Raw genomic sequence first — 26,327 nt, 5'->3', positions numbered from 1 at the left:
TTAAATTTTACAAGTCCCTTAAAATTCATATTAATACCATTGTAAATAATTGATAATTAAAATTCAAATATTTATGACTATTTACAATTGTTCTCTGTTCACCCATTAGAATCCAAGCTATAATTTTGCTTCTTTATCTTTAAATAATAACTAGTAGAAATCACAAGATTAGCTAGCCAACCAAGAGGTACTGCATACCAGACCATGGCTATTCCGACTTTATGGGCTAGGGCCATCGATAAGCTTACCCTTATGGTCAGGTTGACTATATTAGCTAGGGTAAAAATCTTTACATCTCCAACTCCTCTTAGTATACCGTCCACGCAGTGTTTAGACCCTACAAGAAGAAAGAAATATCCAATAAAGTCTAGGTAGGCCACGCCTGTATCTTTAGCTAAGTTTGATGATGATTCGTTCATGAAATAAGCGATTATATTTGCTGAATTAAATTTCAAACATATTAAAATCACGACAGAATAAATCCCAACCATGGCTATGGATGCCCTAAGGCCCTTTTCTAGTCTTTCAAGCTTTTTTGCCCCCACATTTTGAGAAGTGTAGGAAGATATGGCATTGCCAAGACTAGTTATCGGTACAATAATGAGGCTTTCTACCCTAATGGCTGCAGAAAATCCTGCCAGCATACCTACCCCAAAGGAATTTACCACAGATTGGACTAAAAGTTGACCAATTGTGATGGTTGATTGCTGGATAATAGATGGGATGGCTAGGTAAGAAATGCGGCCTAGCTCTTTTTTATCAAAAATCTTTGTCTTTTCTGTCTTAATTTTACTAAGCTTTCTTATAAAAACCCCAAAGGATAGGACAGCAGACAAACCCTGGGCAAGGAGAGTTGCGTAGGCTGCTCCAGCCAGTCCAAATCCCAAATCTCTTACAAAATATACATCCAAGCTTACATTCAAAATCGAAGAGAAAATCAAAAAATATAGAGGAATCTTAGATTCTCCCAAAGCCTGATAAAGGGCTGAGATGATATTATACATAAATAAAAATGGCAGACCATAAAAATAAATATTTAAGTAGAGAACAGCCATATCGAGAATTTCATCAGGTGTCCTAAGTAAAGCCATGAGGTTTTTTGCAAAAAACAAACCAAAGGCCGAAAGGCCAAGGGCAAGGACTAAAAAACCTATAATCGAAGTGAAAATCGCAGTCTTCATCCTCTTATAATCCTTGGCTCCAAAATATCTAGCTATAAGGACAGATGCCCCAGCACCTCCACCAATTCCTATACATATAAAAATCGTAGTGAGAGCAAAGCTGGCCCCAATTGAAGCAAGCGCGGCCTCACCTACATATTTGCCAACCACAGCCGAATCGACCAAGGTATAAATTTGTTGAAAAAGAGAGCCCACCGCCATTGGCAGGGCAAACTTGCTAATTGCCTTAGATGGCGACTCATTTGTTAAATAATGATCCATAAAATTTCCAATCTTTTTAATTTATACTAATATATGATAAATGGATAAAAAATCAAAGAAAATAGGCACAAAAAATCTTCCCAAATTCAGGAAGATTTTTAAAAAGTTTTAATAAATAGAAATATCTTGACCCAGTCTTTTTGCGAGCAAATGGACACCTTGCCAATAATTAAAATTCTTTTTATTCACATAGGCTTCTTTTTTCTCCACAGCCACAATTGCGTACCTATCTTTGATATCTGAACAGGTCGACAAAGTTATTAGCTTATCATCTTTTTTTGGCAGAGGCCTATTTTCAAGGATATTATTTTCTCTAATAAGTTTAAGATAGTCTTCAAACTCATCATCATCGTAATAGTTAAACCTATAATCTGCATCCACATTCACATCCATGGCACAAACCACCTCAAAGGTCCTCCTGGCCACTGGAGTGTCAATAATTATCTCCGAGTGCTTTTTTATAAAATTCTTATCCCTAAACTTATCCAAATCATGGAAAATATAGCCAATCCTTACATTATGACCATAAATTACTGTATTTTGATCAGAAAAATCTCCCTGGTGGACGTGGTCGATAAAAACTCCCCCGTTTATATAATAAGACCCATCATAATCGTGGTCGAGGTAAAATTCATTATCTTCCCCCTGAACAACAGGGAAATCTATTGAGGTACCATCGACAATAATCCTACCCTTGACTTGGGGATACTTTTTCTGAAGATCCTTTACATGATTGACTCCAGCTGTTGCTTCTGCCGCGGATTCTTCTTTTATTTTATTTTTAAGAAAAGCCAGAAGTCTTCCTTCATCAGCCTTCTTTACAATATTATTTATTTCCTCTTCCCTTGCCATATCGATTCTCTTGCTAGAATAAAATTTTCTCATATTTTCCTCTTGATAATAAGCAATCTTTTCTTGAGTAAGCCTATCATTCTTATAGAGAAAAACAAATAGTAAAATAAAGGCAAGGGCCCATAAAAAATTAGAATAATTCTTCTTCATATAATCTCCTGGCTTATATTCTACACTTTTCATCTGATTTCTCTAGGAAATACAAGTTTTTTATAAAATAACAAGTATTATCAAAATAAAAATAAAAAATCTCCCCAATTAAAACAAAATTTGTCATTTATTCTCCTATCCTAGGTTATAAAGGCATATCTAAAGACAAAAGTTAGAGCTATAATTAGGGTTAGTAGTTGTATTTCCTAGCTTTGACCTGTGCATGCTTTTACTATACAGAAAGTTATCAGACCGAGGGCTATACCATTTGCTATGGAATAAGTAAAAGGCATAAAGACGATAGTACAAATAGCTGGAAGGGCATTTGTCAAATCATCAAAGTCTATATCCTTAACACCTGATAACATCAATACGCCAACAAAAATTAGAGCTGGAGCTGTAACTTGGGCTGGAATTATCGCAATTAGTGGAACGAAGATTAAAGAGAACAAAAATAGGGCCGCTGTTGTAAGCGATGTAAGTCCTGTCCTTCAACCCTCTGCTATACCAGCTTATGATTCTACAACTGTTGTTACGGTTGATTTCCCTACCAAGGCACTAGCAGCTGTTGAAATCGCATCACTCATAAGCGTTTGCTTTAAATTAATAACATCCCCATCTTTATCAACTAAACCTGAATGTTTGGCAAGTTTTTGCAATTATTTTTACCTTATTTATGCCAATATAAATTATTTCTACCATAATTTCTTGTCAAAATATATATTTAATTTTTTTAGATTATTACCGATAATAATAATCATTAATATATAATTAAATTTTACTAAATATCTAGTATAGTTAACAATGTAACAAAACAAATAAAAGGAGTTTCAAAGAAGATAAGATACACAATATAGTAGAAATATTAGATAATATCTATTGAGTTGGAGTTAACGACAGAAAGATTGACCGATTCGAAAATATGTTCGAATTGACAAATGGTGTTTCCTACAACTCTTACCTTAATAAAGACGAAAAGAACGTTTTGTGTGATTCAGTAGATGCAGCCTTTACTAGAAGATATATAGAAAATGTTAAGGCAGCTCATAACGGAGAAGACTTAGATTATTTAATTGTTGAGCACATGGAGCCAGGCCACTGTAGAAATATTGATTTTTGTTTAAAAGAATGCCCAAATGCTAAGTTTGTTGGCAATGCCACGACCTTCAAGTTCTATGAACAATTCTACAATGATGAATTAAAGGATAGATATGTGGAAGTAAAAGATGGAGATGAAGTAAATATCGGTAAGAGAAATCTCAAATTTGTTTTCACTCCAATGGTTCACTGGCCAGAAGTTATGATGACTTACGAAACAACTGAAGGTCTTCTCTTCTCAGCAGATGCTTTTGGTGCCTTTAATGTAATTGAAGGTCATGCAGATGCTAAGAATGTTATCCACAAGGTTGATTGGCTATATCAAGCTATAAGATATTAAATCAATATAGTTGGTAAGTTCGGAAAATGGTACAAAATGCCTTCATGAACATCAACGACCTTGCCATTCTTCCTCTCCATGGTCCTGTTTATAAGGACGAACAACCTATCAATTTCATAATTGATAAGTATAACAAGTGGTCAACCTTCACAGCGAAAAAAAGGTGTCGTTATAGTTTACGCATTAATGTATGGAGATACCGAAGAAGTAGCCGACATTCTTGTAACAAAGCTAGCTGAGTTAGGGGTTGAAAATATCAAGATTTATGATCTGGCTGCTTTTTATGTTTCTTATCAAAATAGCCACTGCCACAGATTCTTTCACTCAGTATTTGCACCAATCAACTACAACTCTGGTCTTTACTAAAAGATAGATGCCTTCCTAAGAGAACTTGTTGGAACAGGCTTTAGCAATAAAACTGTTTCTTTCCTAAACAACTGGTCTTGGGGCGGAAGAAGTCTCGAGATTTCAAAGGAAATCCTATCTCAAACTAAGCTTGACTATGTAGGATAAGATGTTAAAATCAATTCTGGTGTGAAGATGGAACAAGTAGAAGAAATTGAAGCCCTTGCTAAGGCCATCAAAGCTGATATGGATAACAAAAAATAGAACTTAAAGTACTCAACTTTATTGAGGGCTTTTAATTTGAAAATCTTTATGCTTGTGATTTTATTAAAATCCTAGAGATGATTTTCCAATCTAAAAATTCTAAGACAAAAAAATACCAGAGCAAGCTTTATGCTAACTCTGGTATCAGATCTAATATTTACTTAGTTTATATTAGGTCTTTTTATTTTCTTTTTTTAGTCTTGAATAAGGCAAGGCTTGCTGCAAATAATCCCATCACTACTGATGATAGGCTCTCTACTCCTGTTTTAACATTTGTGCTTTTTGGAGCTTTCTCATTCTTTTCTTGTGATTTTTCTTCACTTCTTTGGCTCTTATTTTCCTTTGCTTCTTCTTTATCCTTATCTTCCTTAGCATTTTGAACTAAGGTATTGTCTTTTGAAGGATCTCCTTTAAGCTCTTTAGTTTCTAAGCTTGCCTCCACTACTAATCCTTGATTATCTTTTGAATTTTCACTCTTATGAGCTAGATTTATTTCTGGAATTTGTGGATTTTCAGAAGGAATTTCAGAAGGATTATCTGAAGGAATTACAGAATGATCTTCTGAAGGAATTTCAGAAGGATCTTCTGAAGGAATTACAGAAGGGTCTTCTGAAGGATTTTCTGTATCACTTGGGCAAGTTATATTCCAAATCTTTGAATAATCCTCATCTTTTTTCTTTGTTTCATCAAAAGTTTGTTTATTTTCTTCTTTAACTTCTTTAGGAAGATCGTAGAAGTCTGGTTGAACACTTAGATCTGCCATAGCAAATAAGAAGGCACCTTGTGCTTTAATTTCTTCTTTTCCGTCTTTATCTTTGACTTTCCAACCCTTGAAGCCTTTACCTTCTGGAACTTCTCCCTTGTATTCTGGTAATTGGAAATCCTCTCCCTTTACAAGTTCATTTTCCTTATTATCTATTGTAATCTTGACTTTTTCTGGATCTATAGGAGTTAATGTGCCACTTTCTTTGTCAAAGCTAAATTCCTTTACCCTAGTATTGTTTGCAAAGTCTTTTACAACAAACTTGATTGTTAGCGTATTTTCCTTTATATCTTTTATATCATCTAAGGACTCGTATGCTATACCATTTACAAAGATTTGTTTGTCTTGGATTTCTCCAGCTTTATCGCCATCTCTCTTGTCTGTAACATTGAATTTGATAAATTTATCTTTTTCATATTCAATAGCTGTGTTACCATCATCCTTTTGTTCGATTTCAGGTTTTACAGTATCATAGAGGAATTGATAGTGAACTCCAACAGCCTTGGCATTAAGTTTACTATAACCAGTTTGTAGGTATACATTGCCATCCATATCTTTGACCTTGTCTGGGAATCCATTAGCCTTGTAGTCCTTCATTCCCCAGTCCATGATATCCCCATCTTTTACATCAAGCTTAATGTTAAAGTCTCTTGTATTATCTATGTGTAAATCACCGTAAATTAGGTAGTTGTCTACAACTGACTCGTTAACTCTCATTTCCCAGTTGAAACCACCCTTATCTCCTATTTTTCCTCTTAAATAGAATTCTGGTTTTCTTACATAGATTTTATTGTCCTTTGTTGGATTGAAATAGTTTCTATCCATAGTCAAATCTACTGATTTTGCATCTATAAATAGCATTCCTCCATCTTCTTTGATGGCTTCTACGTTGGATTTATCATCTCCAAGGTATTCCTTGCCATCTTTGCCAAGAAGAACTAGTTTAGAAGGATCATCTACAAGATTTCCATCCTTATCTATAGCTTCTCCCTTGTCATTAGTTTTGAATGTAAAGACTTGATATCTAACTATATTAAATCCGTCCAAGGCTGACATGAGAACCGATTGAGTGCTTCTACCATCTTCAACATTTCTACTATCACAGTAGATTGTTTTTTGTGATAAAGCCTTGATGTTAGGGGCAGTCTTTTGGATTTTTTCTATATCTTCCATGCTATAAACTCCATTACCATCAAGCATATCAGTTTTTCCTGGGTTAAATGTCGTAACTCTTAGGGCATATCCCTTTCTTACAATCATTTTATCATTTAATACATATTGACCCTTTTCTTTATCGAAGAACATCTTGTTTGTATCCATCTTGCTTGGATCTTTTGGTTTTTGTTTAGTTAGTTCACCTTCACCTAGTTCGATAATATTTCCATAGCTTGAAGCATATGGTGCAGCTTCCGCGGCTTCATCCTTTTTTTCTGGCATCCTTATTATAGTTTTAGCTTTTGTTTGACCCTTATCTTTTACGATAATATTCATATCTCCAGTAAAGGATAGACCATTGACTACATCATTTGTGTTTGCAAATAAGTCAAATGTTAGAGTTTTTGTTTGTGGGTCGTATTTACTTGCCTTGATTTCTATTATTTTATAGTCATTACCATAGTAGGCCTTAGCATCTTTTGATACATTATTTACTTTTCCAAGAATTTCAAAATGGCCATCCTTTGATGGACTTAACACTCCACCAAGCTTTGATTTAACATCATCAAGTTCCTCAGTTTCATATTCTAGAGCACTTCCATCATCGTAGGCTTTTATATTTCCTTTTTCATCATATTCGTAATCACACTCTACTGTTTTCATTTCACCACTTACAAAGTCATATATTTCCTTATATTTCTTTTTAATTAGTTTCTTTAGGTCTTTATTTTCAAAGTCTCTAATTGTTGAAATATTTTTATTTATTTCAAGGCTAGCTTCTCCCTCAACTGAACTTTCTTCAGCTGGTTTTGAGTCTTCATCCTTAACTTGATTATTATTGGTATTTTCCTCTGAGCTCTTTGCATTTTTGAGTTTTTCTTCAGAAATTTCTCCAAGTTTTTTGTAAGAAGAAGAATCTTGGTCAGGATCTACTAGGTAATAAGAAATCATTCCGTTTGCATCAGCTTGCTTATCAAATTTTATCCTATGGATTTTGGTGAAGTTGCTTGCACCATCTAGGGCGATTACTTCTATGATTTTTCCTCTTAAATCTCCTGCACCGCTAATTTCGTAGATAGTATTTCCTTTATCATCAAGCTTTCTATGTCTACCTTCGCCTTCTCCAGCATATTTTACATTGAGGTTTCTTTCAACATCACCGTATTCGTCAACTATAGCTGCACCTGCATACCATACTTCGTTGGCTACTTCTTCAAATTTCTCTGGATGGTCTTTTTGATCTCTTACAAACAAGGTTTCATTTTTGTACTCATCTTTTGCCTTGTGGTAGGTATCTTTTGCTATTAATTTGATTTTGTCTGGATTAGAGAAATCAACATCGACAATCTTTGGAGCTGTATTGTCAATTTTTACTGGTATATAAGAAACTTGCCATGAATAATCCTTAGTTAATCTATATTTGAACTTGTAGAAGTATTGACCCTCAGCTATCGGTTCAAATTGACCCCTAAGTTTTGTTTCAAAGTCTTGGTTATTATTATCATCATTAGCGCCTTCTTCTCTTCCTCTAGGATTGTAAATAAGGCCATCCCATTTCAAATCTCCCAAAACTTTTAACTTGGATGACTTAATCCCCTTAGCATCGTTTCTCTTTGAGTTTAGGATTCCTCTGATGAAGTGCTCTCTAGATACAACCTTGAGGTCTTTTTGTCCTTCGCCCTCTTTGTCAGTATTTACAATTGAGATTAAGCCTTCTCTTGCACTTCTTAGAACGAGTGGGGAAGGTGTTAGCCCTGTTTCGATTTGAACTTCTTGTGGTTGTCCCTTATTATCAAGTGGATAAATTCTTGCGACTTTTGATTCGCTTTGTGATGGATCATATAATCCGTGGTTGTTATTTAGTGCAAATAAATCAGGATCTTGATCAAGTGATTTTGTATTTCCATCTTTTCTGTTTTGGATAACGGCTGCTGGATTGAATTTATCGATGTCATGTTCTCCACCTATACCCTTGTTCAAGGTTCCAGGTATTTTTGGTTTACCATCATCGTCATAACCTTCCATGGTTTTTGATTTAGAGCCTTCTTCCCAAGCCCACTTGTCAAGGATTGGCTCCTTGTTCCAATTTCCAGCAAAGCCCATAAGTGGCATTGATAGAGATGGTTGGAATACTGTCTTGTTTTCCTTGCCACACATTGCCTCAAGTTCTTCTTTAGATTCAAGTCTAATGAAGGATTCTACAAATTGGTCTTTATCTTTTGCATCTCCTACATTTATTACAGCCTTCAATTCATATGAAGAGTTTGGAGCAATTGTAAATACATCGTGTTCAAAGCTAATATTTGCACCCTTAATACTTGCTGGATGAATTTCTGGAACAATTTGTTTACCATCTGATGATTTCTCATCCTTGTAAGTTTCATCAAGTTTTAGCCTGTCGGTAAGGGAATCTGTGGTTATTGCAGATGATGAAGCCTTAAATGTGAGAGGCCTATCTGATGTATTAATCAACTTGATTGTGAAATATTTCTTTTCTCCCTTAATTTCTCTAAGTGATATAGATCCATATGAGTTTACTAGACCTTCGGAGTCAACATTTTTAAAGCTTGCTATAACATCACTTCTTAGTGCATTAGCAACGTTAATTAGACCTGCACCTTGTTGTCTTGGCGAAGCATAATATAGTGATTTTTCCTTCCAAGATGTTGGATCCATCATAGGTCTTGCTGTGTTTTGTAGGGCAATCTTTGTAAGAGTAGTTAAGTCGATTTTATCCTCACCTTCTAGGTTTTTGAGGACAGGTTTTTCGAGCATCTCTTTTAGTTTTGGTCTAATCAATACTGTTGATGCTGCGACCACTGGTGTTGCCATACTTGTTCCTGACATATAACCATAAGTTGATTTGCCATCAATTACATTTAGAGTTGATTTTATGTTCTTTCCTGGTGCTGATACATCTGGTTTTAGTAGGAGGTCACCCCTTGGACCCCATGATGTAGAGGCTGCTGGCACGATTACTTCTTCTTTATAAAGTTCCTTGTCTGTATCAGGAGCAAAGTTAAAGTCTAGCTCTTTCTCATCACCAAGCTTTGGACGGTTTTTGTTGAAGCTTTCCATATCAATTGGATAGTATTGGTCAAGCTTATCTTTGAAGTCTTCTTTCTTGTTTCTCTTAACCTCAGTTTTATTGGCTGGATCAATCATATTCCAAATTTTAAGTCCATCATCACCAGATACTGAAAATACTTGGCAAGTTGTTCCTTCATCTTCTTCGTAGCCCATGGCTGGAAGCTCTGTCCAGTTATCCCTGTTATAGTAGTTAACAGTATTTACAACCATGATTGCGCGAGCACCCTTATCGGCAGCTCTTTTGAAGGCATATTTTAAATCCTTTGTATATATTCTATCCATAACAGCAATTTTGCCTTTAAGATTAAGCCCAACTAGATCTTCATCTTGACCCTTGCCTATATAAACGAATTTCATTTTGTCAGATGCTTTGCTTCCATCTTCATTACTAATAATCTTATTTTTATCGAAGAAGGTACCGATATTTCTATACTTGAAGCTTTCGCCACCAATATTTACCTTATCAAACTCTACTATTTGATTTTTAGCTGATGCAACAGCTATGGCATCTTCGTGGGCAGCAGTTCTAGTTACATTTCCTGTATCGGTCATCTTTAGTTGGTTATTAACAGCCAAGTCCCATGATGAGCTTGAAGCAGATGTTGCATAGTTACCAGTAGCAACTACCATAGGAATACCTGCCTTTCTTAAAGCCCTAATTGCTTGCCAATATTTCTCACCAATAAGACCTGTTCCTGTAAATCCAGAAGATACAGATACTACATCAACCTTATGTTTGATTGCATCTTCGATAGCGTGAAACATTGTTTCATCACCAGCAAAGCCATCACCTGAATCTGAGTACATCTTGTAAGAAAAGATTTGAGCATTTGGTGCTATTCCGTCTATACCATTATACTTAGCTATATCCTTATCAGTATCATTACCAGCAAGGATTCCCGCTATATGCATACCATGTGGATCATGATAGTCGGAACCATCGTCATATTTTTCGACAGTGATTTTGCCACCATTATAATAGTTAAAGGCATGAGGAATTTTATCACTCAACCAAAAGTCCTTGTCAGTTCCCTTCATGTCCTCTTTTTTATATTTCATATAAGGCTTAGCTTCATCGTCAATTCTCATAGCCTTGTGCCTATAATCAGTTCCAGTATCGATATTTGCAATTACCATGCCCCTACCGTCAAACTTCATTACCATGTCTTTGTTAATGGCTTTTAGGTAGTCGATAGCTTCATTGACACCGATTTCTTCTCTTGCGTGATTCATCATTGGCTCAACTTTTTGAGCTCTGTCTACAGATGATATTCCTTCGATATGTTTAATCAAATCAAGATTATCTTGTTTTGTTTCAATTGCACAACCATTGAAAATTGTATTATAGGCATACAAAACTTTTGTAGAAGAAAATTTTGATATTTCCTTCATTGCCCTTTCAGCAGCCTCTTTATCTTTAAATTCGGCTATGTAGATGACTCTACCCTTATCTTTATTATCTAAAACTTTATCATCTTTCTTTTCTACAGCCTTATCATCTTTTTTTTCTACATCCTTATCATCTTTATTACCTACAGACTTATCATCTTTATTACCTACAGACTTATCATCTTTATTATCTACAGCCTTATCATCTTTCTTTTCTTCAATAGATGAATCCTTATTAAGGTCAGCTTTATGTGTATCTTCTGTTGATTTACCTTCTTTTTCATCAGACTTATCTTCTTTGAGGGAAGTTTCTAAAGCAGGAGCTTTGTCTTTGTTTTCATCTTCTTTCTTTTGTTCATTTTCTTTATCAAAAGATTCTTCACTCTTTGCTTCTTCTTTTTTTTCTGTAGTTGCTTCATTTTCACTAGCAAGGCTTTGGCTATTTGCCTCTAGCGGTTTTTCTTCTTCGCCACTTGCGAAGGAAGGCTCATTAAATAAGAATGAAATAGATAAGGCGGCAATAAATGTCGCCTTAATAATTTTTTTATTATTCATTTATTCTCCATATCCTCTATTAATTATTTATTTAACATGTTAAATATTAATTCATATTAATGTACAAAATATAAAATTGTGATAATGATTTTCAGTACCACTAATCAATTATAAAACATTTATATCACCTTGTCAATATAATCTTTATATATTTTTAACACTTGTCAAGATTTAGATAGCCGATTAATTAAACATATATAGGCATTTATTTTGTAGTTTGCAAATAATTAATGTTTAAAGTAAGATTTTTCTGTTTTTAGAAGCCTTTCATAGAGGTCTTCGTAGAATGGTTTTGATTTAAATATTTCTGCTACTAGGTAGGCTATAAAGGATACTAGGGCTAGGCCTAGGATGTTTGAGAAGGCTCCGCCTGTCATTTCCACAATTAGGATTATGGCTGCAATTGGAGTTCTTACTATGGCTGAGAAGTGGCCTGCCATGGCTATTAAACTTATGGCAAAGATTCTTTCTGCTGGGATTATTCCCATATCAAAGAGGGCTGTGGCGTAGATATTACCCAAAATTTCTCCGATTGCTAGAAGAGGAACAAGTGATCCTCCCGATAGGCCAATACCAAAGGCTAGGGCAAGGAGAATGATTTTTGCAAGATACATATAAATAAGGGTTCCTAAAGTTTCTCCCCCACTTGCTGGCAAATATATTAATTCTTCACCTGATGCAAAAAGCCTTGGGTCTAATAGTAAAACTAGGCCTGTTATGACAAATGGGGCCAGATATTTTACAAGCTCTGGAAGGGGGATTTTTTTGTAAAATGATTTTGCCCCTATTACCAGCTTATTAAATAAGACTCCTGAAAGACCTGTGACTATTCCCAGGATAAGGATTATCCAAAGTCTTTCCTGACTTATATTATCAAAAACTGGTATGTCTTTTAAGCTTGGGAAGTCTCCAAAAATAAGGCCAGATGTGATTGTCGCTGCTATTGTAGTTGTAGCTGATGTAAGGAAGGTCTTTATATCGTGCTTTCTAAAGACTTCTTCTACCCCAAAGATTATTGCTGCTACGGGAGCATTAAAGGCTACTGCAAAACCTGCTGCTGCCGCAGATCCTATAAAATATTTCCTCTCAAAAGTTTGGTCAAAGCCTGCCACAATATCTCCAGCCAGGCCACCAAGCTGAACTGATGGGCCTTCCCTGCCTACTGTTAGACCTGAACCAATAGTTAGAAAGGATGCTATAAATTTATTAATGATGGTTTTTTTAGAATTAACTTCAAATTCCCCATCCATCATACCCATTATCACTGGAATGCCAGATCCCTTGGTATCTTTATCCTTTTTTAGGATATAAAAAGTAATAAGTCCTATAAGAATTAAAAATAAAATAAATAAGAAGGAATTTGTTAAATTGCCAGAAGTCTTGCTTAGGAATTCTTCCATGAAACTTGCAACTAAGCCTATTGCTTTTTTGAAAATCCCAATCAAAAGACCTACAAAAATTCCTAAGATAACAAATAAATATAACTTTTTATATAATTTTTCCATAATTCACCTCGTATTTACTATACAGAAATTTTACTTATTAACAATTTTAAATTTGGGTAGAAATGTAGTTAAGGAGGAATTTATGAAATATTTTGACTATAAGGGGAAGAAAGTCTCAAGACTTGGCTTTGGCTGCATGAGATTTAAGACCCTTGATGATGATAATGGTAAGATTGACAAAGAATACTCAAGTGAGATTATAAAAGAGGCTATAGATAAGGGACTTACATACATAGACACAGCCTACCCTTACCATAATCAGATGAGCGAGAAATTTATTGGAGAATTCATAGAAGAAAATGACCTTAGGGATAAGGTCACAATTGCAACCAAGATGCCAGTTTGGCTGGTAAATTCTTATGAAGATTATGAAAGGATTTTTAAGGAACAGCTGGCAAATCTTCGCATAGATTATTTTGATTTTTACCTAATCCATTCATTGGATAAGAAAAAATTTGACCAAGCTGTAGAAAATGGACTTTTTGACTTTATAAAAGTTATAAAGGAAAAAGGACTTGTAAAAAACATTGGCTTTTCCTTCCACGATGAATATCCAGTTTTTGAAGAAATTATCAAATCCTATCCATGGGATTTCTGCCAAATCCAATTAAATTATCTGGATATCAACCTTCAAGCAGGTATGAAGGGCTATACACTTGCCAAGGAAATGGGCATTCCCCTTGTGATAATGGAGCCTGTAAAGGGCGGAAGACTTGCAAATCCACCTCGTGAAGTAAAAGACCTCATGAGGGGTTCAGACCTTTCACCAGCCCAAATGGCCCTTAAGTTTGTCCTAGATCTAGATAATGTCATGACTGTACTTTCTGGTATGAATGACATAGACCAAGTTAGGGAAAATCTTGCTATCGCAGATGCTATAGAGCCAGGAAGTCTAGATGATGATGATAGGGATTTTTACAGGAAGGCCAGAGCGATCTATAAGTCAAGAGAGCAAATCGCCTGCACAGCTTGCGAATATTGCTTGCCTTGTACAGTTGATATCAATATACCAAAGGTCTTTGCCCTCTGGAATAACGCCCACCTTTATGATGAAAAAGAAAAATCTCAAAAGGCCTATATAGAATATCTAAAAGATGGAGTAAGCCCTGAAGAGTGCATAGAATGCGGCAAATGCGAAGGCATCTGCCCACAAAGTCTTGAAATAATTGAAGGACTTAAGAAAGCTAATGAATATTTAAGATAAAAATAAAAGCTGATGGGAGGATATTTACCTCTTCCATCAGCTTTATTTTTATTCTGGGGCATTGAGTTTGATATTTTCTTCAAAGCCTGATGGGTCTCCATTTTTGGCTTTTTCTAAGATATCATTAAAATACTTTCTTGTAGCATCATCACATCTGGCTTCTGACATATAGGTCATGGTCTTGGCTTTTTCAAGCTCATCTAGTGCCTTTTGGGCTCTTGCTGGATCAGTCTTATAAGTATTTAGCCATTCCTTCTCCCAGGCTGCTTCCCAATACATGCTTGCTCTTGTAGAGCCAAAACCTTTTTGATATAGATCATCATCCTTATAGTCGATTTCTTCTGGGACTACATAACCTTCTGGCCAAGTTAGGCTTTCCTTAGTTTTTGTAAATTCTTCTTGGATTTCTTTCTGGTTGATCATTCCTGTAGAATAATCATCCGCATCTGCCTTTCCACAAGCTGCAAGGCCAAGAGCAAGGCCACCTACTAACAATATTGAAGATAGTTTTTTAATATTTGTTTTCATATTTTCTCCTTTATTTTTTCTATATTATGATTATAGCAAAAATAAAAAATATGAGAATTACAATCTTTGTAAGGAAAAAGAGCGCTAGCTTTTGGCTAAACGCTCTTATTTTTATACTTCTTCGATTTCTTCTTCGGCTATGGCTCGTTCTACTGATTCCACGTTTGCTCTGATTTGTTCATCTTCTAGCTCTTTGGTTTCGTAGTCGATTTCTACATCATTGTAGTATTTTAGGCCTGTACCTGCTGGTATTAGCTTACCTATTATGATGTTTTCTTTTAGACCTCTTAGGTCGTCTACCTTGCCCTTAATTGAAGCATCTGTTAGAACTCTGGTTGTTTCTTGGAAGGATGCTGCTGATAGCCAGCTGTCTGTGGCAAGAGATGCCTTGGTTATACCAAGAAGCTCTTGGTCATAGATTGCTGGTCTTTTGCCTGCTTCTTCCATTTCCTTGTTTACTAGATCTACTTCACGTCTATCTTGCAAGCTTTCTGGTAGGAATTCTGTATCTCCTGAGTCTACGATTTTTACTTTCTTTAGCATCTGACGAGCTATTACTTCGATGTGTCTGTCGTCGATTTCAACACCTTGTTGCCTATATACTTTTTGGACTTCCTTGGTGATGTAGTCTTGAACTCCGACCTTGCCTAGTACATCTAGGACATCGTGTGGGTCTAGGGAACCTTCTGTTAGTTGGGCACCTATTTCTACATAATCTCCGTCTCTTACTAGGATTCTTGAACCAAATGGTATCTTGTATTCTCTAGCTTGGCCATCTTCACCAACTATTTCTACGTCAGTTTTCTTTTCGTTTTGGATTAGACGAACCTGGCCTGAGTTTGCTGCTATAAAGGCAAGTCCCTTTGGTTTACGAGCTTCAAAAAGCTCCTCAACCCTTGGAAGACCTTGGGTGATTCCAACGCCTGCTATACCACCGGAGTGGAAGGTACGCATGGTTAACTGGGTACCTGGTTCACCGATTGATTGGGCTGCTATAATTCCTACAGCTTCACCGATGTTTACGTGCTTGCCTGTTGCTAGGTTTCTACCGTAGCATTTAGCACATACACCTTGTTTTGACTTACATTCTAGGACTGAACGAAGTTTTACTTCTTTGATGCCAGCTCCTACGATTTTGTCAGCCAAGTCTTCATCTATTACTTCATCTTTATGAACAATTATCTCGCCTGATTCATCTTTTATATCTTCAAAAGATGTACGGCCTACGATTCTTGTTCTTAGATCTTCTATTAATTCGTTGCCATCTTTAAATTCGTGAGCTACTACAAAGCCATCTGAATGGCAGTCATCTTCTGTTACTATGACATCTTGAGAAATGTCTACCATCCTACGGGTTAGGTAACCTGAGTCGGCTGTTCTTAGGGCTGTATCTGTTAGACCCTTACGAGAACCGTGGGTTGAAATAAAGTACTCTTGTACTGATAGACCTTCCCTAAAGTTAGCCTTGATAGGAATTTCGATGATTTTACCATCGGCCTGACTCATAAGTCCACGCATACCGCCTAGCTGTCTGATCTGATTGGTTGAACCACGGGCACCAGAATCAGCAAAGATTTTGATGTTGTTGTCATCTCTTAGGTCTGAAAGTAGGGCATCTGTAACCTTGTTGGTTGTATCTTGCCATATTTCAATTACCTTTTCATATCTTTCTTGGTCAGTTATAAGACCACGTCTGTAAAGCTTGTCGTACTTATCAACTGCCTTATCAGCTTCATCTATTAGTGGCCATTTTTCAGCTGGGATTTTTACATCGTCCATTGATACTGTTAGGCCTGATAAGGTTGAGTATTTGTAGCCTGTGTGCTTGATGTAGTCAAGGACTTCGGCTGTTTTGATGTTGCCATGTTTTCTAAAGCACCTATCGATTATATCTTTTAGGGTTCCAGAATCTGCAACTGTGTCTATTTCTAGTGAATATGGATCTTCTTTTCTGTTTACATAGCCTAAATCTTGTGGAATACCTTCGTTGTAGATAAATCTACCTACTGATGAAGTTACAATCTTACCTGGATCCATTTCATCTTTTTTGATTCTTACGCCAATTTTACTTTGGTATTCTACAAGTCCATTTACTAGAGCCTTGTACATTTCATTTGTAGATTCAAATACCATTCCCTCACCCTTAGCTCCTTCTTTGATGGTTGTTAGGTAATAAGCACCTAATACCATATCCTGAGATGGAGTTGTGATTGGCTTACCATCTTTAAGGCCTAGGATGTTGTTTGTTGACATCATTAGTAGTCTTGCTTCAATTTGGGCTTCGTTTGATAATGGAAGGTGGATAGCCATCTGGTCACCATCGAAGTCGGCGTTGAAGGCGTTACATGCTAATGGATGAAGCTTGATTGCCTTTCCTTCTACTAGAGTTGGTTCAAAAGCTTGGATACCAAGTCTATGGAGGGTCGGAGCACGGTTTAGAAGTACTGGATGGTCTTTTATAACCTCTTCTAGGACTTCATACACTCTTGGGTCCTTTTTCTCTACCATTTTCTTGGCTGTCTTTAGGTTGTGGGCTAGGTCTTTTTCTACTACCTTGTTCATGATAAATGGCTTGAATAACTCAAGGGCCATCTCTTGTGGAAGACCACATTGGTTGAACTTAAGGTCTGGACCTACTACGATTACTGAACGTCCTGAATAGTCTACCCTCTTACCTAGAAGGTTTTGTCTAAATCTACCAGATTTACCCTTAAGAAGGTCTGATAGGGACTTCATGTTTCTATTTGAGGCTCCTGTTACAGCTCTTCCCCTACGACCGTTATCTATTAGGGCATCGACTGCTTCTTGGAGCATTCTCTTTTCGTTTCTGACGATTATTTCTGGAGCACCTATATCAAGGAGTCTTTTTAGTCTGTTATTTCTGTTAATTACTCTTCTGTATAGGTCGTTTAGGTCAGATGTTGCAAATCTTCCACCTTCTAGTTGGACCATTGGTCTTAATTCTGGTGGCATTACTGGAAGGACATCTAAGATCATCCATTCTGGTTTGTTGCCACTTGTTAAGAAGGCATCTACTACTTCTAGTCTTCTTGATACTCTTACCTTTTTTTGGTTTGATGATTCATCAAGCTCTTTTAGAAGAAGTTCGTATTCTCTTTCAAGATCGATGTTTTGAAGGAGTTCTTTTACTGCTTCTGCACCCATTGCTGCCTTAAATTCTGTATCGTCTGGATATTGTTCAAGTATGTCTTGGTATTCTGTTTCTGAGATTTCTTGTTTTTCTGCTAGGTCTGTTGAACCTGGGTTGATTACTACATAGGATGCAAAGTAGAGGATCTTCTCTAATACTCTTGGGCTCATATCAAGGAGAAGTCCCATTTTAGATGGGATCCCCTTGAAGAACCAAATGTGACTTACTGGAGCTGCTAGCTCTATGTGTCCCATTCTTTCACGTCTTACTTTTGATTTTGTGACTTCTACTCCACATTTTTCGCACACTACGCCCTTATATCTCATGCGTTTGTATTTACCACAAGAACATTCATAGTCCTTGGTTGGTCCAAATATTTTTTCGCAGAAAAGGCCATCTTTTTCAGGCTTTAGGGTCCTATAGTTTATTGTTTCTGGTTTTTTAACTTCACCATGAGACCAACTTCTTATTTTTTCTGGCGATGCGACTTTCATCCTCATGCCGATAAATTCTTTTAATTCGCTCAATTCAAACTTCCTAACTATGACTTAAGCCTCTTCACCCTCTACTTCTGCAGCCTTTACTTCTTCAGCTTTTGCAGAGGTATTGGATAAAAGTTTGCTTTGGTTTCTTATCTTTGATGCATCTATCTTTTCTACTTGAGAAAATCTATCTTGTTCGTCTATGTTTTCCTTAAGTTCTACGACTTCACCCTTATCATCTAAGAGCTCTACGTCTAGGGCAAGTGATTGTAATTCTTTTACAAGTACCTTAAATGATTCTGGTGTGCCTGGTTCTGGGATATTTTCACCCTTTACTATTGATTCGTAGGTCTTAACTCTTCCAGTTACATCATCTGATTTGACTGTCAAGATCTCTTGGAGGGTATGGCTTGCACCATATGCTTCTAGGGCCCAAACCTCCATCTCTCCAAATCTTTGGCCACCAAATTGTGCCTTACCACCTAGTGGTTGTTGGGTTACTAGGGAGTATGGTCCGATTGACCTGGCGTGGATTTTTTCTTCTACCATGTGGTGGAGTTTGAGCATGTACATGACTCCTACTGTTACAGGGTTTTCAAATTCTAAACCTGTCCTACCATCACGTAGTCTAATCTTGCCTGTCTTATTTACATATGGGGCAATTTTCTTTGCTTCTTCTAGGACTTCTTCTATTTCTGTATCCATAGCACCATCAAATACTGGAGTTGCTATCTTCCATCCTAGGGTTCTTGCTGCAAGACCCATGTGCACTTCTAGTACCTGACCAAGGTTCATACGGCTTGGTATACCTAATGGGTTTAGGCAGATTTGAATTGGGGTTCCATCTGGTAAGAATGGCATGTCTTCTCTTGGAAGAATTCTTGAAACGACACCCTTGTTACCGTGACGACCGCACATCTTATCTCCTACCATAATTTTTCTCTTGGTAGCTACATAGACTCTTATAACTTTATTTACACCTGGAGATAATTCATCTCCGTCTTTTTTGTTGTATTCTTTGACATCAACTACGATTCCCTTTTCACCATGTGGTACTTTTAGGGATGTATCTCTAACTTCTCTTGCCTTTTCACCAAAGATAGCACGAAGTAGCCTTTCTTCTGGAGATAGTTCAGTTTCTCCCTTTGGAGATACCTTACCTACAAGGATATCACCACTTGTTACTTCAGCTCCGATTCTTATCACACCATTTTCATCAAGGTCTTTTTTCATATCATCGCCGACATTTGGTATATCTTTTGTGATTTCTTCTGCGCCTAGCTTGGTTTCTCTAGCTTCACATTCGTGTTCTTCTATGTGGACTGAGGTTAGGACATCGTTGATTACTAGCTCTTCGTTAAGGAGCATAGCATCCTCGAAGTTGTAACCTTCCCATGTTGTAAAGGCTATAAGGATATTTTTACCTAGGGCTAGCTCTCCTTGTTCTGTTGATGGACCATCTGCGATTACTTGGTCAGCTTTTACTTCTTCGCCAAGCTCTACAATTGGTCTTTGGTTGATAGTAGTTCCTTGGTTGGCTCTTTCAAATTTAAGTAGGTCATAGGTGATTACTTCACCATCTGAGTCTGACTTAATTTTGATCTTATCACCTGATACATAGACAACTTTTCCTGCTTCTTTGGATACTACACATACACCTGAGTCCTTTGCAGCCCTATGCTCAATTCCTGTAGCTACTATTGGAGCTTGAGACTTGATAAGTGGTACTGCCTGACGTTGCATGTTGGCACCCATGAGGGCACGGGTAGAGTCGTCGTTTTCAAGGAATGGTATTAGGGATGCTCCGACTGATACTATCTGTTGAGGTGATACGTCCATGTATTGAATGGCATCTCTTGGATAAATATCATTTTCACCCTTATAACCACGGCCTGATACTCTGTCATTGATAAATACATTGTTTTCATCTAATGGTTCGTTGGCTTGAGCAATGATGAAATTATCTTCTATATCTCCTGTTAGATATACAATATCATCTGTTACATGGCCACCAGCTTCTACCTTTCTATAAGGTGTTTCTATGAAGCCATATTTATTTACTCTAGCATAAGTTGTAAGAGATGTGATTAGACCGATGTTTGGTCCTTCTGGAGTTTCTATCGGACAGATTCTACCGTAGTGGGAATCGTGAACGTCTCTTACTTCAACTCCTGCCCTATCTCTTGATAGACCGCCTGGTCCTAGGGCTGATAGTCTTCTCTTGTGGGTTAACTCACTCATTGGGTTGGTTTGGTCCATGAACTGTGATAATTGGGATGAACCGAAGAATTCCTTTATAACAGCTGTCACAGGCTTGATATTGATTAAACCTTGTGGTGTTGCTATATCTGGGTCTTGGGTTGTCATTCTTTCACGAACTACTCTTTCCATACGAGCAAGACCAACCCTAAATTGGTTTTGTAATAATTCTCCAACACCTCTTACACGACGGTTACCAAGATGGTCTATGTCATCTGTTTCGCCGACACCTTCAAAGAGGTTGAATTGGTAGTTTACTATTGCAAGTATATCAGCTTTTGTAATGTTTTTAGGAGAAAGTTCTTTCTTTCTTCTTTGGATGAGTTTTACAAGCTCTTCATCATCACTAGCTTCATCGATTATTTCTCTCATTACTGGATAATAAACTTTTTCGCTTAGTTCATCATAATCAATATCTAGGCCTTCTAGCTCTTCAAATGAGTGAACATCAACAAAGTTATTTCCAACTATTCTTAGGGTCTGTTCCTTGCCATCTGAGTTGATTTTATTTATATCAACTGTAACTATTCCAGAATTTTCGATAGCTAGGGCAGTTTCCCTATCAATTACTTCGCCTTCTTTGACAAAGATTTCGCCTGTTTCGTTATTAACTACATCTCTTGCAGCTTTTTCGCCTTCGATTCTGTTAGCTATGGCAAGTTTTAGGTTGTATTTATATCTACCAACTCTTGCAAGGTCGTATCTTCTATCATCAAAGAGGAGGTTATTAATTAGGGTTGTGGATGATTCTAGGGAAGCAGGATCACCTGGTTTTAGCTTTCTATAGATTTCTATCAAAGCTTCTTCGCTAGTTTCAGAATTTTCCTTCTCTAGGGTATTTCTTAAGTGTTTAGTATCACCTAGAGCCTCAATAATTTCCTCATCTGTCTCAAATAAAAGGGCACGAACAAGGGTTGTAGCTGGTAATTTTCTTGTTCTATCTAATCTGACATTTACAGTATGGCTGGCGTCAGTATCAAATTCTATCCATGCACCACGGTTTGGTATAACTGTAGATGAATATTGCTTATCCCCGCTCTTGTCAGTCTCTTCTGCATAATATACACCTGGACTTCTTACAAGCTGGCTTACTATAACTCTTTCAGCACCATTTATAACAAATGTTGCAGAGTCAGTCATCATTGGGAAATCACCCATGAAAACTTCTTGTCTTTTGATTTCACCAGTTTCTTTATTAAATAAGATAGCCATAACCTTTAGGTCTCTGGCATAGGTTAGGTCTTTATACTTAGCTTCTTTTAGGGTATATTTTGGTTCTTTTTCAAACTCATATCCTGTAAATTCAAGGCTGAGCTTGCCATTATAATCCTCAATTGGTGAGATGTCTTCTAGGATTTCTCCAAGACCTTCTTTAATAAACCAATCATATGAGTCTTTTTGAACTTTTAATAAATTTGGTAAATCTAAGACTTCAGGAAACTTTGAGAAGGACATTCTCTCGGTTTTCCCATATAACTTCTTGTGATATTGGGCCATTGTTACTCCTTACTGTTTGCAAACTTCAAATGACAAATTCTACTTGTCTATAAGATAAAAAAAATCTCCATAAATAGATTTCTAGCAATTGTATATTATACTTCAAAACAATCAACCTTCAAGTCTTTTATTGAGATTTCTCCTTATATTCTATATATTCTCTTGGAACTATTTTATAAAACTATCTAATTATGATATCAGATAATGTATATTTGTCAATTATCTAATAGGATTTTTTTATCTTTCTTCTATTATACATTTATAAAATATATAAACAATCAGAAATTTATGATATAATATAAGTAATGGAGGAGATATGAAAGACTTAATTAAATTTTTTTCAATAATAACAGGCCTTTTTAGGTCTATAATAAGCATCCTGTTGTTTTTTGCTATTGGTTTTATCGTATTTGTCGATAACAACCTCTACTTAGCTGCCTTTGACCTAATAGGGATTACAAATATAGCTAGGTCAATCCTTAAGCCTCTTAGCCTTATTCTTGTATTAATTGCCTTTATTATAAATACAATTGTCGCAAGAAATATCTTTAAAGCAGGTGAAAATGGAAAAAGCCACCCATCAAATATTTTCTTTGCCCTTATATTTTTGGCAATTGACGGATTCTTGCTTATGAGTTTTAGAGAGAAACTTCTATTTATACTCATAGGCCTAAATGGACTTTTATTATTAAATTCACTTATCGGATTAATAGGAAAAGTAAGGGGTATTTATCAAGTAGAAGGATCCAAACAAACTAAGACAGAATACATCGAAATAAACCAAAATAATACTGATAATTCTGAAAACTTGTTAAAATCAGATGATGTAAAACTTCTTAAAAACGAAGAAGTGAAGCTTGATGGCAAGACTAAAATTAAAACCAGTCAGCTTATTGATAAAAACACCGATAATGAAAGTGAAGATTCTGACAAAAAAGATGAAAATAAAATCACCCTAGATGAAGCAAGCAGCGATACTGACAAAACCTACGAAAAGTCATCAGAAGAAAAACCACTTACCCTAGCTGATTTGAAAAAAGAAGAAGAAGCAAGCCCTAATAATCATAAGGAAAGTAAGAATAAATCTGATGATCTTATAATCACAGAGACAAATCTTGATGACCTAAAGAAAAAATCCCATGAAGATTTAAAAACAAACAAAGTCATAGTAAGTGATAATGATGATATAACCTATGACCCAGATTTGGCGGAAGATTTTCAAAAGGCAGAAGATGAAAGAATCTATGACAAATCAACATTTGTAAGAGAGGAAACAAAGGAGTAATAGCCCGATTTTCGGGCCTTTGCTCTTTTAATTTACAAGAAAGGATAAAATATGGATAAGACCTACCACGAACTAATCAAAACCCTCTACCCTAACAAAAGCGCCATCAAAGATGAGCTAATTTTACTAACCAGCCAGCAATACCTACCTAAGGGCACTGAATATTTTTTCTCTGATATACACGGGGAAAGCGATGCCTTTTTGCATTTACTAAGGTCTGCCTCTGGTAACATTAGGGATAAGATTCAAAAGCTCTTCGGAGACACTTTAGAAAAACATGACCAAGATGACCTAGCCAAGCTTATCTATGACCCAGACCTAGTCCTAAAAGAACTAAGGACTGAAGAAAAGATTACTGCTGACTATCTCACCATAACCATTCACAGGCTAATAAATCTCCTAAAATTCGTCTCAACCAAATATCCAAAAGATTATGTAAAGAGCAAGTTTCCTCAAAAATATAATCTAATCTTAGACGAGCTCCTCTACACCAACGACTCCGAGTACAACAAGCGCGCCTACTATGAATCCTTAGTATCAAATATCGTCTCCTACCAAACAGCCTATGACTTTATAAAAGTCCTCTGCGCCCTAATCCAGAGAGTATCTGTAGATAAGCTCCACATTGTAGGCGATATCTATGACAGGGGTCCATCCCCACATATAATCATGGATGAACTTCTAACCTTCCCAAATGTGGACTTCCAATGGGGCAACCACGACATAGCCTGGATGGGAGCTTGCGCAGGAAATACCGCCCTAATTGCAGCTTGCGTTGCAGATGCCATCAAATATAACAACTTTGATATGCTAGAAGATGGCTATGGAATCAACCTCAGAGTCCTTTTTGAATTTGCAATGGAAACTTATGGCGATGACCCATGCCTATATTTTAAGCCAAGAATCTATGACGATAATATTTATGACAATATCACCCTAGAAGCTGCTTCTAGGATGCACAAGGCAATTTCGATAATTAGGTACAAACTTGACTATGCCCTAATAGAGAGAAATCCTGATATGAATATGGACAATAGAAATGTCATCAAATTCATCAACTTCGATAATTTTACCTACAAGGGTGCTGCTCTTAAGGATAAAAATTTCCCAACTATTGACCCAAAGAATCCATCCAAATTGACTAAAGAAGAAAAAAATGTAATCCACGTCCTAAAACAAGATTTTATCAAAAATGACAAGCTAAATGCCCACGTCAAATTCCTCTACCAAAATGGTGCAATGTACCAGGTGGAAAACGGCTCTTTACTCTTCCACGGCTGCATCCCACTTACAAAAGATGGAGAATTCCAAGAAGTAGAAATAAAAGGTGTGACCTACAAGGGCAAAAACCTCATGGATAAATTCGATAGACTTGCCAGGGATGCCTACTTTACCAATGACCTCTTTGCCAAGGATATGATGTGGTATTTAATAAGCGGCAGGTATTCTCCAATTTTTGGCAAGAGCCAATATTCATATTTTGAAAATGTCTTTGTAGATGACAAGGCCCTTAGGAAAGAGCACTACAACCCTTACTACGACCTTTACGAAAAAGAAGAAATCGTGGATATGATTCTGGATGAATTTGGAGTTACAGGGACTAGAAGAAGGATAATAAATGGCCACGTTCCAGTAATTACCGAAGCTGGAGAAAGTCCAATCAAGGCAGGCGGTAAACTTTATGTCATAGATGGCGGCATTTCAAAACCTTACCAGGCCAAAACGGGCATAGCTGGCTATACCCTAGTCTTTAACTCCCACCACGTGGCCCTTGCTGAGCATAAGACCTACGAATCAATTACCGACAAGGTTTCATCCTACACTCCTAATATAAAGGAAGTTGAGATCATGAATCCAAGAATGCTCAGAAAAGATACAGATGAAGGCAAGAAAAATGCCGAAAAAATTAAGCTCTTGCAAGAACTTTTAAAAATTTACGAGAATAAATAAGCACATAAAGGTGATGTTGCAGAATAGTTAAATCTATTCTGCAACATCACTTTTTTTCTCGGATATTTGTATTAAGTAATTTAATTATATAGAGATTTTTAAGGTGAGAATAAATTTTTCCACATTTTCCTTAAAAATAGGCTCACTTAATAAAGCTTATGAAATTAATATTTTTTTCTTAAGCAGCTTTGTATTTTATGATTTCTAAGTTCTTATTTTCTATTTTGGTTGCCAGTTTATTTAAGTTTAGTGCTATTGATAAGAGGCATATTTCACTTATTATATTTTCTTTTCCTCTATGGTGGAATCTGTTGTAGTTTAGTCCTGACTTTATTTTGGAAAATGCTCCTTCAGCTTGGATTGATCTATTTAATCTTTCTTCTATTCCTTGGTCTGATATTATGTTTTCTAATGATTCTTTCCTATATTTTTGGAACGTTTCTGCTATGTAAATGCCTTTAGTTTTTTGACCATCTTTGTTCCGGTCGAAACACCTATAGACTTTTGTGGTTGTTATATATCCACTTTTTCTTTTTCTGTATTTATCATTACATCTTATGAATTCTTTGCCTTCTTTTGATATGTACTTATCTTGAGTTTCATCATAGACTAGGCTTTCCCTGAATTCTTGTTCTTTTTTATATTTTCGTGTTTTTGATTTTTCGTAGTTTGATGGTTTTATGTAGGATGTTAGATTATGCTCAGCTAGATATACATAGTTTTCTTCGCTTTCGTATCCTGCATCTGCTACTATTTTGTCTAGTTCATTTGGATAGGTTGTTTGGAGTTTTGATAAGAATGGTTTTAGGGTGTACATGTCATTTGGATGGTGTGATACATTTTCTCCTATTATGAAACCTGAGGCACTTGCTAATTGGATATTGTATGCTGGCTTAAGTTGACCATTTCTCATGTGGTCTTCTTTCATTCTCATGAAGGTTGCGTCATGGTCTGTTTTTGAGTAGGAGTTTCTGTAATCTCCCATTATTTCTAGGTGTTCTTGATAAGTTTCTAACTTATTTT

14 protein-coding genes and 1 pseudogene are annotated in these 26,327 nt (G+C 36.3%); 5 read left to right on the top strand and 10 right to left on the bottom strand.

What is annotated here, in order from left to right:
• Positions 1-98 precede the first annotated feature (98 nt).
• From C8269_RS00065 to C8269_RS10945, 4 genes and pseudogenes are all read right to left on the bottom strand, one after another.
• A complete protein-coding gene (locus C8269_RS00065) occupies positions 99-1,442 on the bottom strand; it encodes an MATE family efflux transporter (RefSeq protein ID WP_106459854.1) in 1,344 nt (447 codons plus the stop codon).
• Positions 1,443-1,550: 108 nt separating this feature from the next.
• Complete coding sequence (locus tag C8269_RS00060; protein ID WP_158698361.1) at positions 1,551-2,444, bottom strand: class B sortase; 894 nt, start codon at positions 2,442-2,444, stop codon at positions 1,551-1,553.
• Between the two features lie 206 nt (positions 2,445-2,650).
• A pseudogene (locus C8269_RS10950) lies at positions 2,651-2,923 on the bottom strand (solute carrier family 23 protein); the annotation flags it as partial.
• A 33-nt stretch (positions 2,924-2,956) separates the two neighbouring features.
• Positions 2,957-3,103 carry a hypothetical protein gene (locus C8269_RS10945; RefSeq protein ID WP_234025811.1) on the bottom strand — a complete coding sequence of 49 codons (147 nt, stop codon included), beginning with the start codon at positions 3,101-3,103 and terminating at the stop codon, positions 2,957-2,959.
• 263 nt (positions 3,104-3,366) lie between these two features.
• On the opposite strand from C8269_RS10945, the gene C8269_RS10940 reads away from it, so the two are divergent.
• Entirely contained in the window at positions 3,367-3,882 is a 516-nt protein-coding gene (locus C8269_RS10940) for an FprA family A-type flavoprotein (RefSeq protein ID WP_265212571.1), read from the top strand.
• 186 nt (positions 3,883-4,068) lie between these two features.
• Entirely contained in the window at positions 4,069-4,248 is a 180-nt protein-coding gene (locus C8269_RS10935; RefSeq protein WP_234025809.1) for a hypothetical protein, read from the top strand.
• A gap of 424 nt (positions 4,249-4,672) precedes the next feature.
• On the opposite strand, the gene C8269_RS00045 is transcribed toward C8269_RS10935, so the two are convergent.
• Together C8269_RS00045 and C8269_RS00040 are read right to left on the bottom strand one after the other, a co-directional pair.
• Positions 4,673-11,443 (bottom strand): S8 family serine peptidase, encoded by a 6,771-nt coding sequence (locus tag C8269_RS00045; protein WP_106459852.1) that lies wholly within the window; start codon positions 11,441-11,443, stop codon positions 4,673-4,675.
• Between the two features lie 227 nt (positions 11,444-11,670).
• Positions 11,671-12,948 carry a chloride channel protein gene (locus tag C8269_RS00040; RefSeq protein ID WP_106459851.1) on the bottom strand — a complete coding sequence of 426 codons (1,278 nt, stop codon included), beginning with the start codon at positions 12,946-12,948 and terminating at the stop codon, positions 11,671-11,673.
• Between the two features lie 82 nt (positions 12,949-13,030).
• On the opposite strand from C8269_RS00040, the gene C8269_RS00035 reads away from it, so the two are divergent.
• Positions 13,031-14,152 carry an aldo/keto reductase gene (locus C8269_RS00035; protein ID WP_106459850.1) on the top strand — a complete coding sequence of 374 codons (1,122 nt, stop codon included), beginning with the start codon at positions 13,031-13,033 and terminating at the stop codon, positions 14,150-14,152.
• Positions 14,153-14,200: 48 nt separating this feature from the next.
• Here C8269_RS00035 and C8269_RS00030 read toward each other — a convergent pair whose 3' ends face one another.
• From C8269_RS00030 to rpoB, 3 genes are all read right to left on the bottom strand, one after another.
• The gene (locus C8269_RS00030) at positions 14,201-14,680 is read right to left on the bottom strand and encodes a hypothetical protein (protein WP_106459849.1); all 480 of its coding nucleotides are present in this window, start codon (positions 14,678-14,680) and stop codon (positions 14,201-14,203) included.
• Positions 14,681-14,791: 111 nt separating this feature from the next.
• The gene (rpoC, locus tag C8269_RS00025; protein WP_106459848.1) at positions 14,792-18,358 is read right to left on the bottom strand and encodes a DNA-directed RNA polymerase subunit beta'; all 3,567 of its coding nucleotides are present in this window, start codon (positions 18,356-18,358) and stop codon (positions 14,792-14,794) included.
• A 21-nt stretch (positions 18,359-18,379) separates the two neighbouring features.
• Complete coding sequence (gene rpoB, locus C8269_RS00020; protein ID WP_106459847.1) at positions 18,380-22,069, bottom strand: DNA-directed RNA polymerase subunit beta; 3,690 nt, start codon at positions 22,067-22,069, stop codon at positions 18,380-18,382.
• 316 nt (positions 22,070-22,385) lie between these two features.
• Here rpoB and C8269_RS00015 point away from each other — a divergent pair, with 316 nt between their 5' ends.
• Positions 22,386-23,354, top strand: coding sequence for a hypothetical protein (locus C8269_RS00015; protein ID WP_106459846.1), 969 nt, complete (start codon positions 22,386-22,388; stop codon positions 23,352-23,354).
• 51 nt (positions 23,355-23,405) lie between these two features.
• Positions 23,406-25,304, top strand: a complete 1,899-nt coding sequence (locus tag C8269_RS00010) for a fructose-1,6-bisphosphatase (protein WP_106459845.1) — start codon at positions 23,406-23,408, stop codon at positions 25,302-25,304.
• Positions 25,305-25,482: 178 nt separating this feature from the next.
• On the opposite strand, the gene C8269_RS00005 is transcribed toward C8269_RS00010, so the two are convergent.
• The coding region (locus C8269_RS00005; RefSeq protein WP_158698360.1) for a transposase at positions 25,483-26,327 on the bottom strand (845 nt) is incomplete at its 5' end.

Origin of the sequence: Anaerococcus sp. Marseille-P3915, from assembly GCF_900258475.1 — a bacterium.
Classification (GTDB): Bacteria; Bacillota; Clostridia; order Tissierellales; family Peptoniphilaceae; genus Anaerococcus; species Anaerococcus kampingae.
Note: the sequence above shows the minus strand (reverse complement) of the source record. Positions and strands in the feature narration are given on the sequence as shown.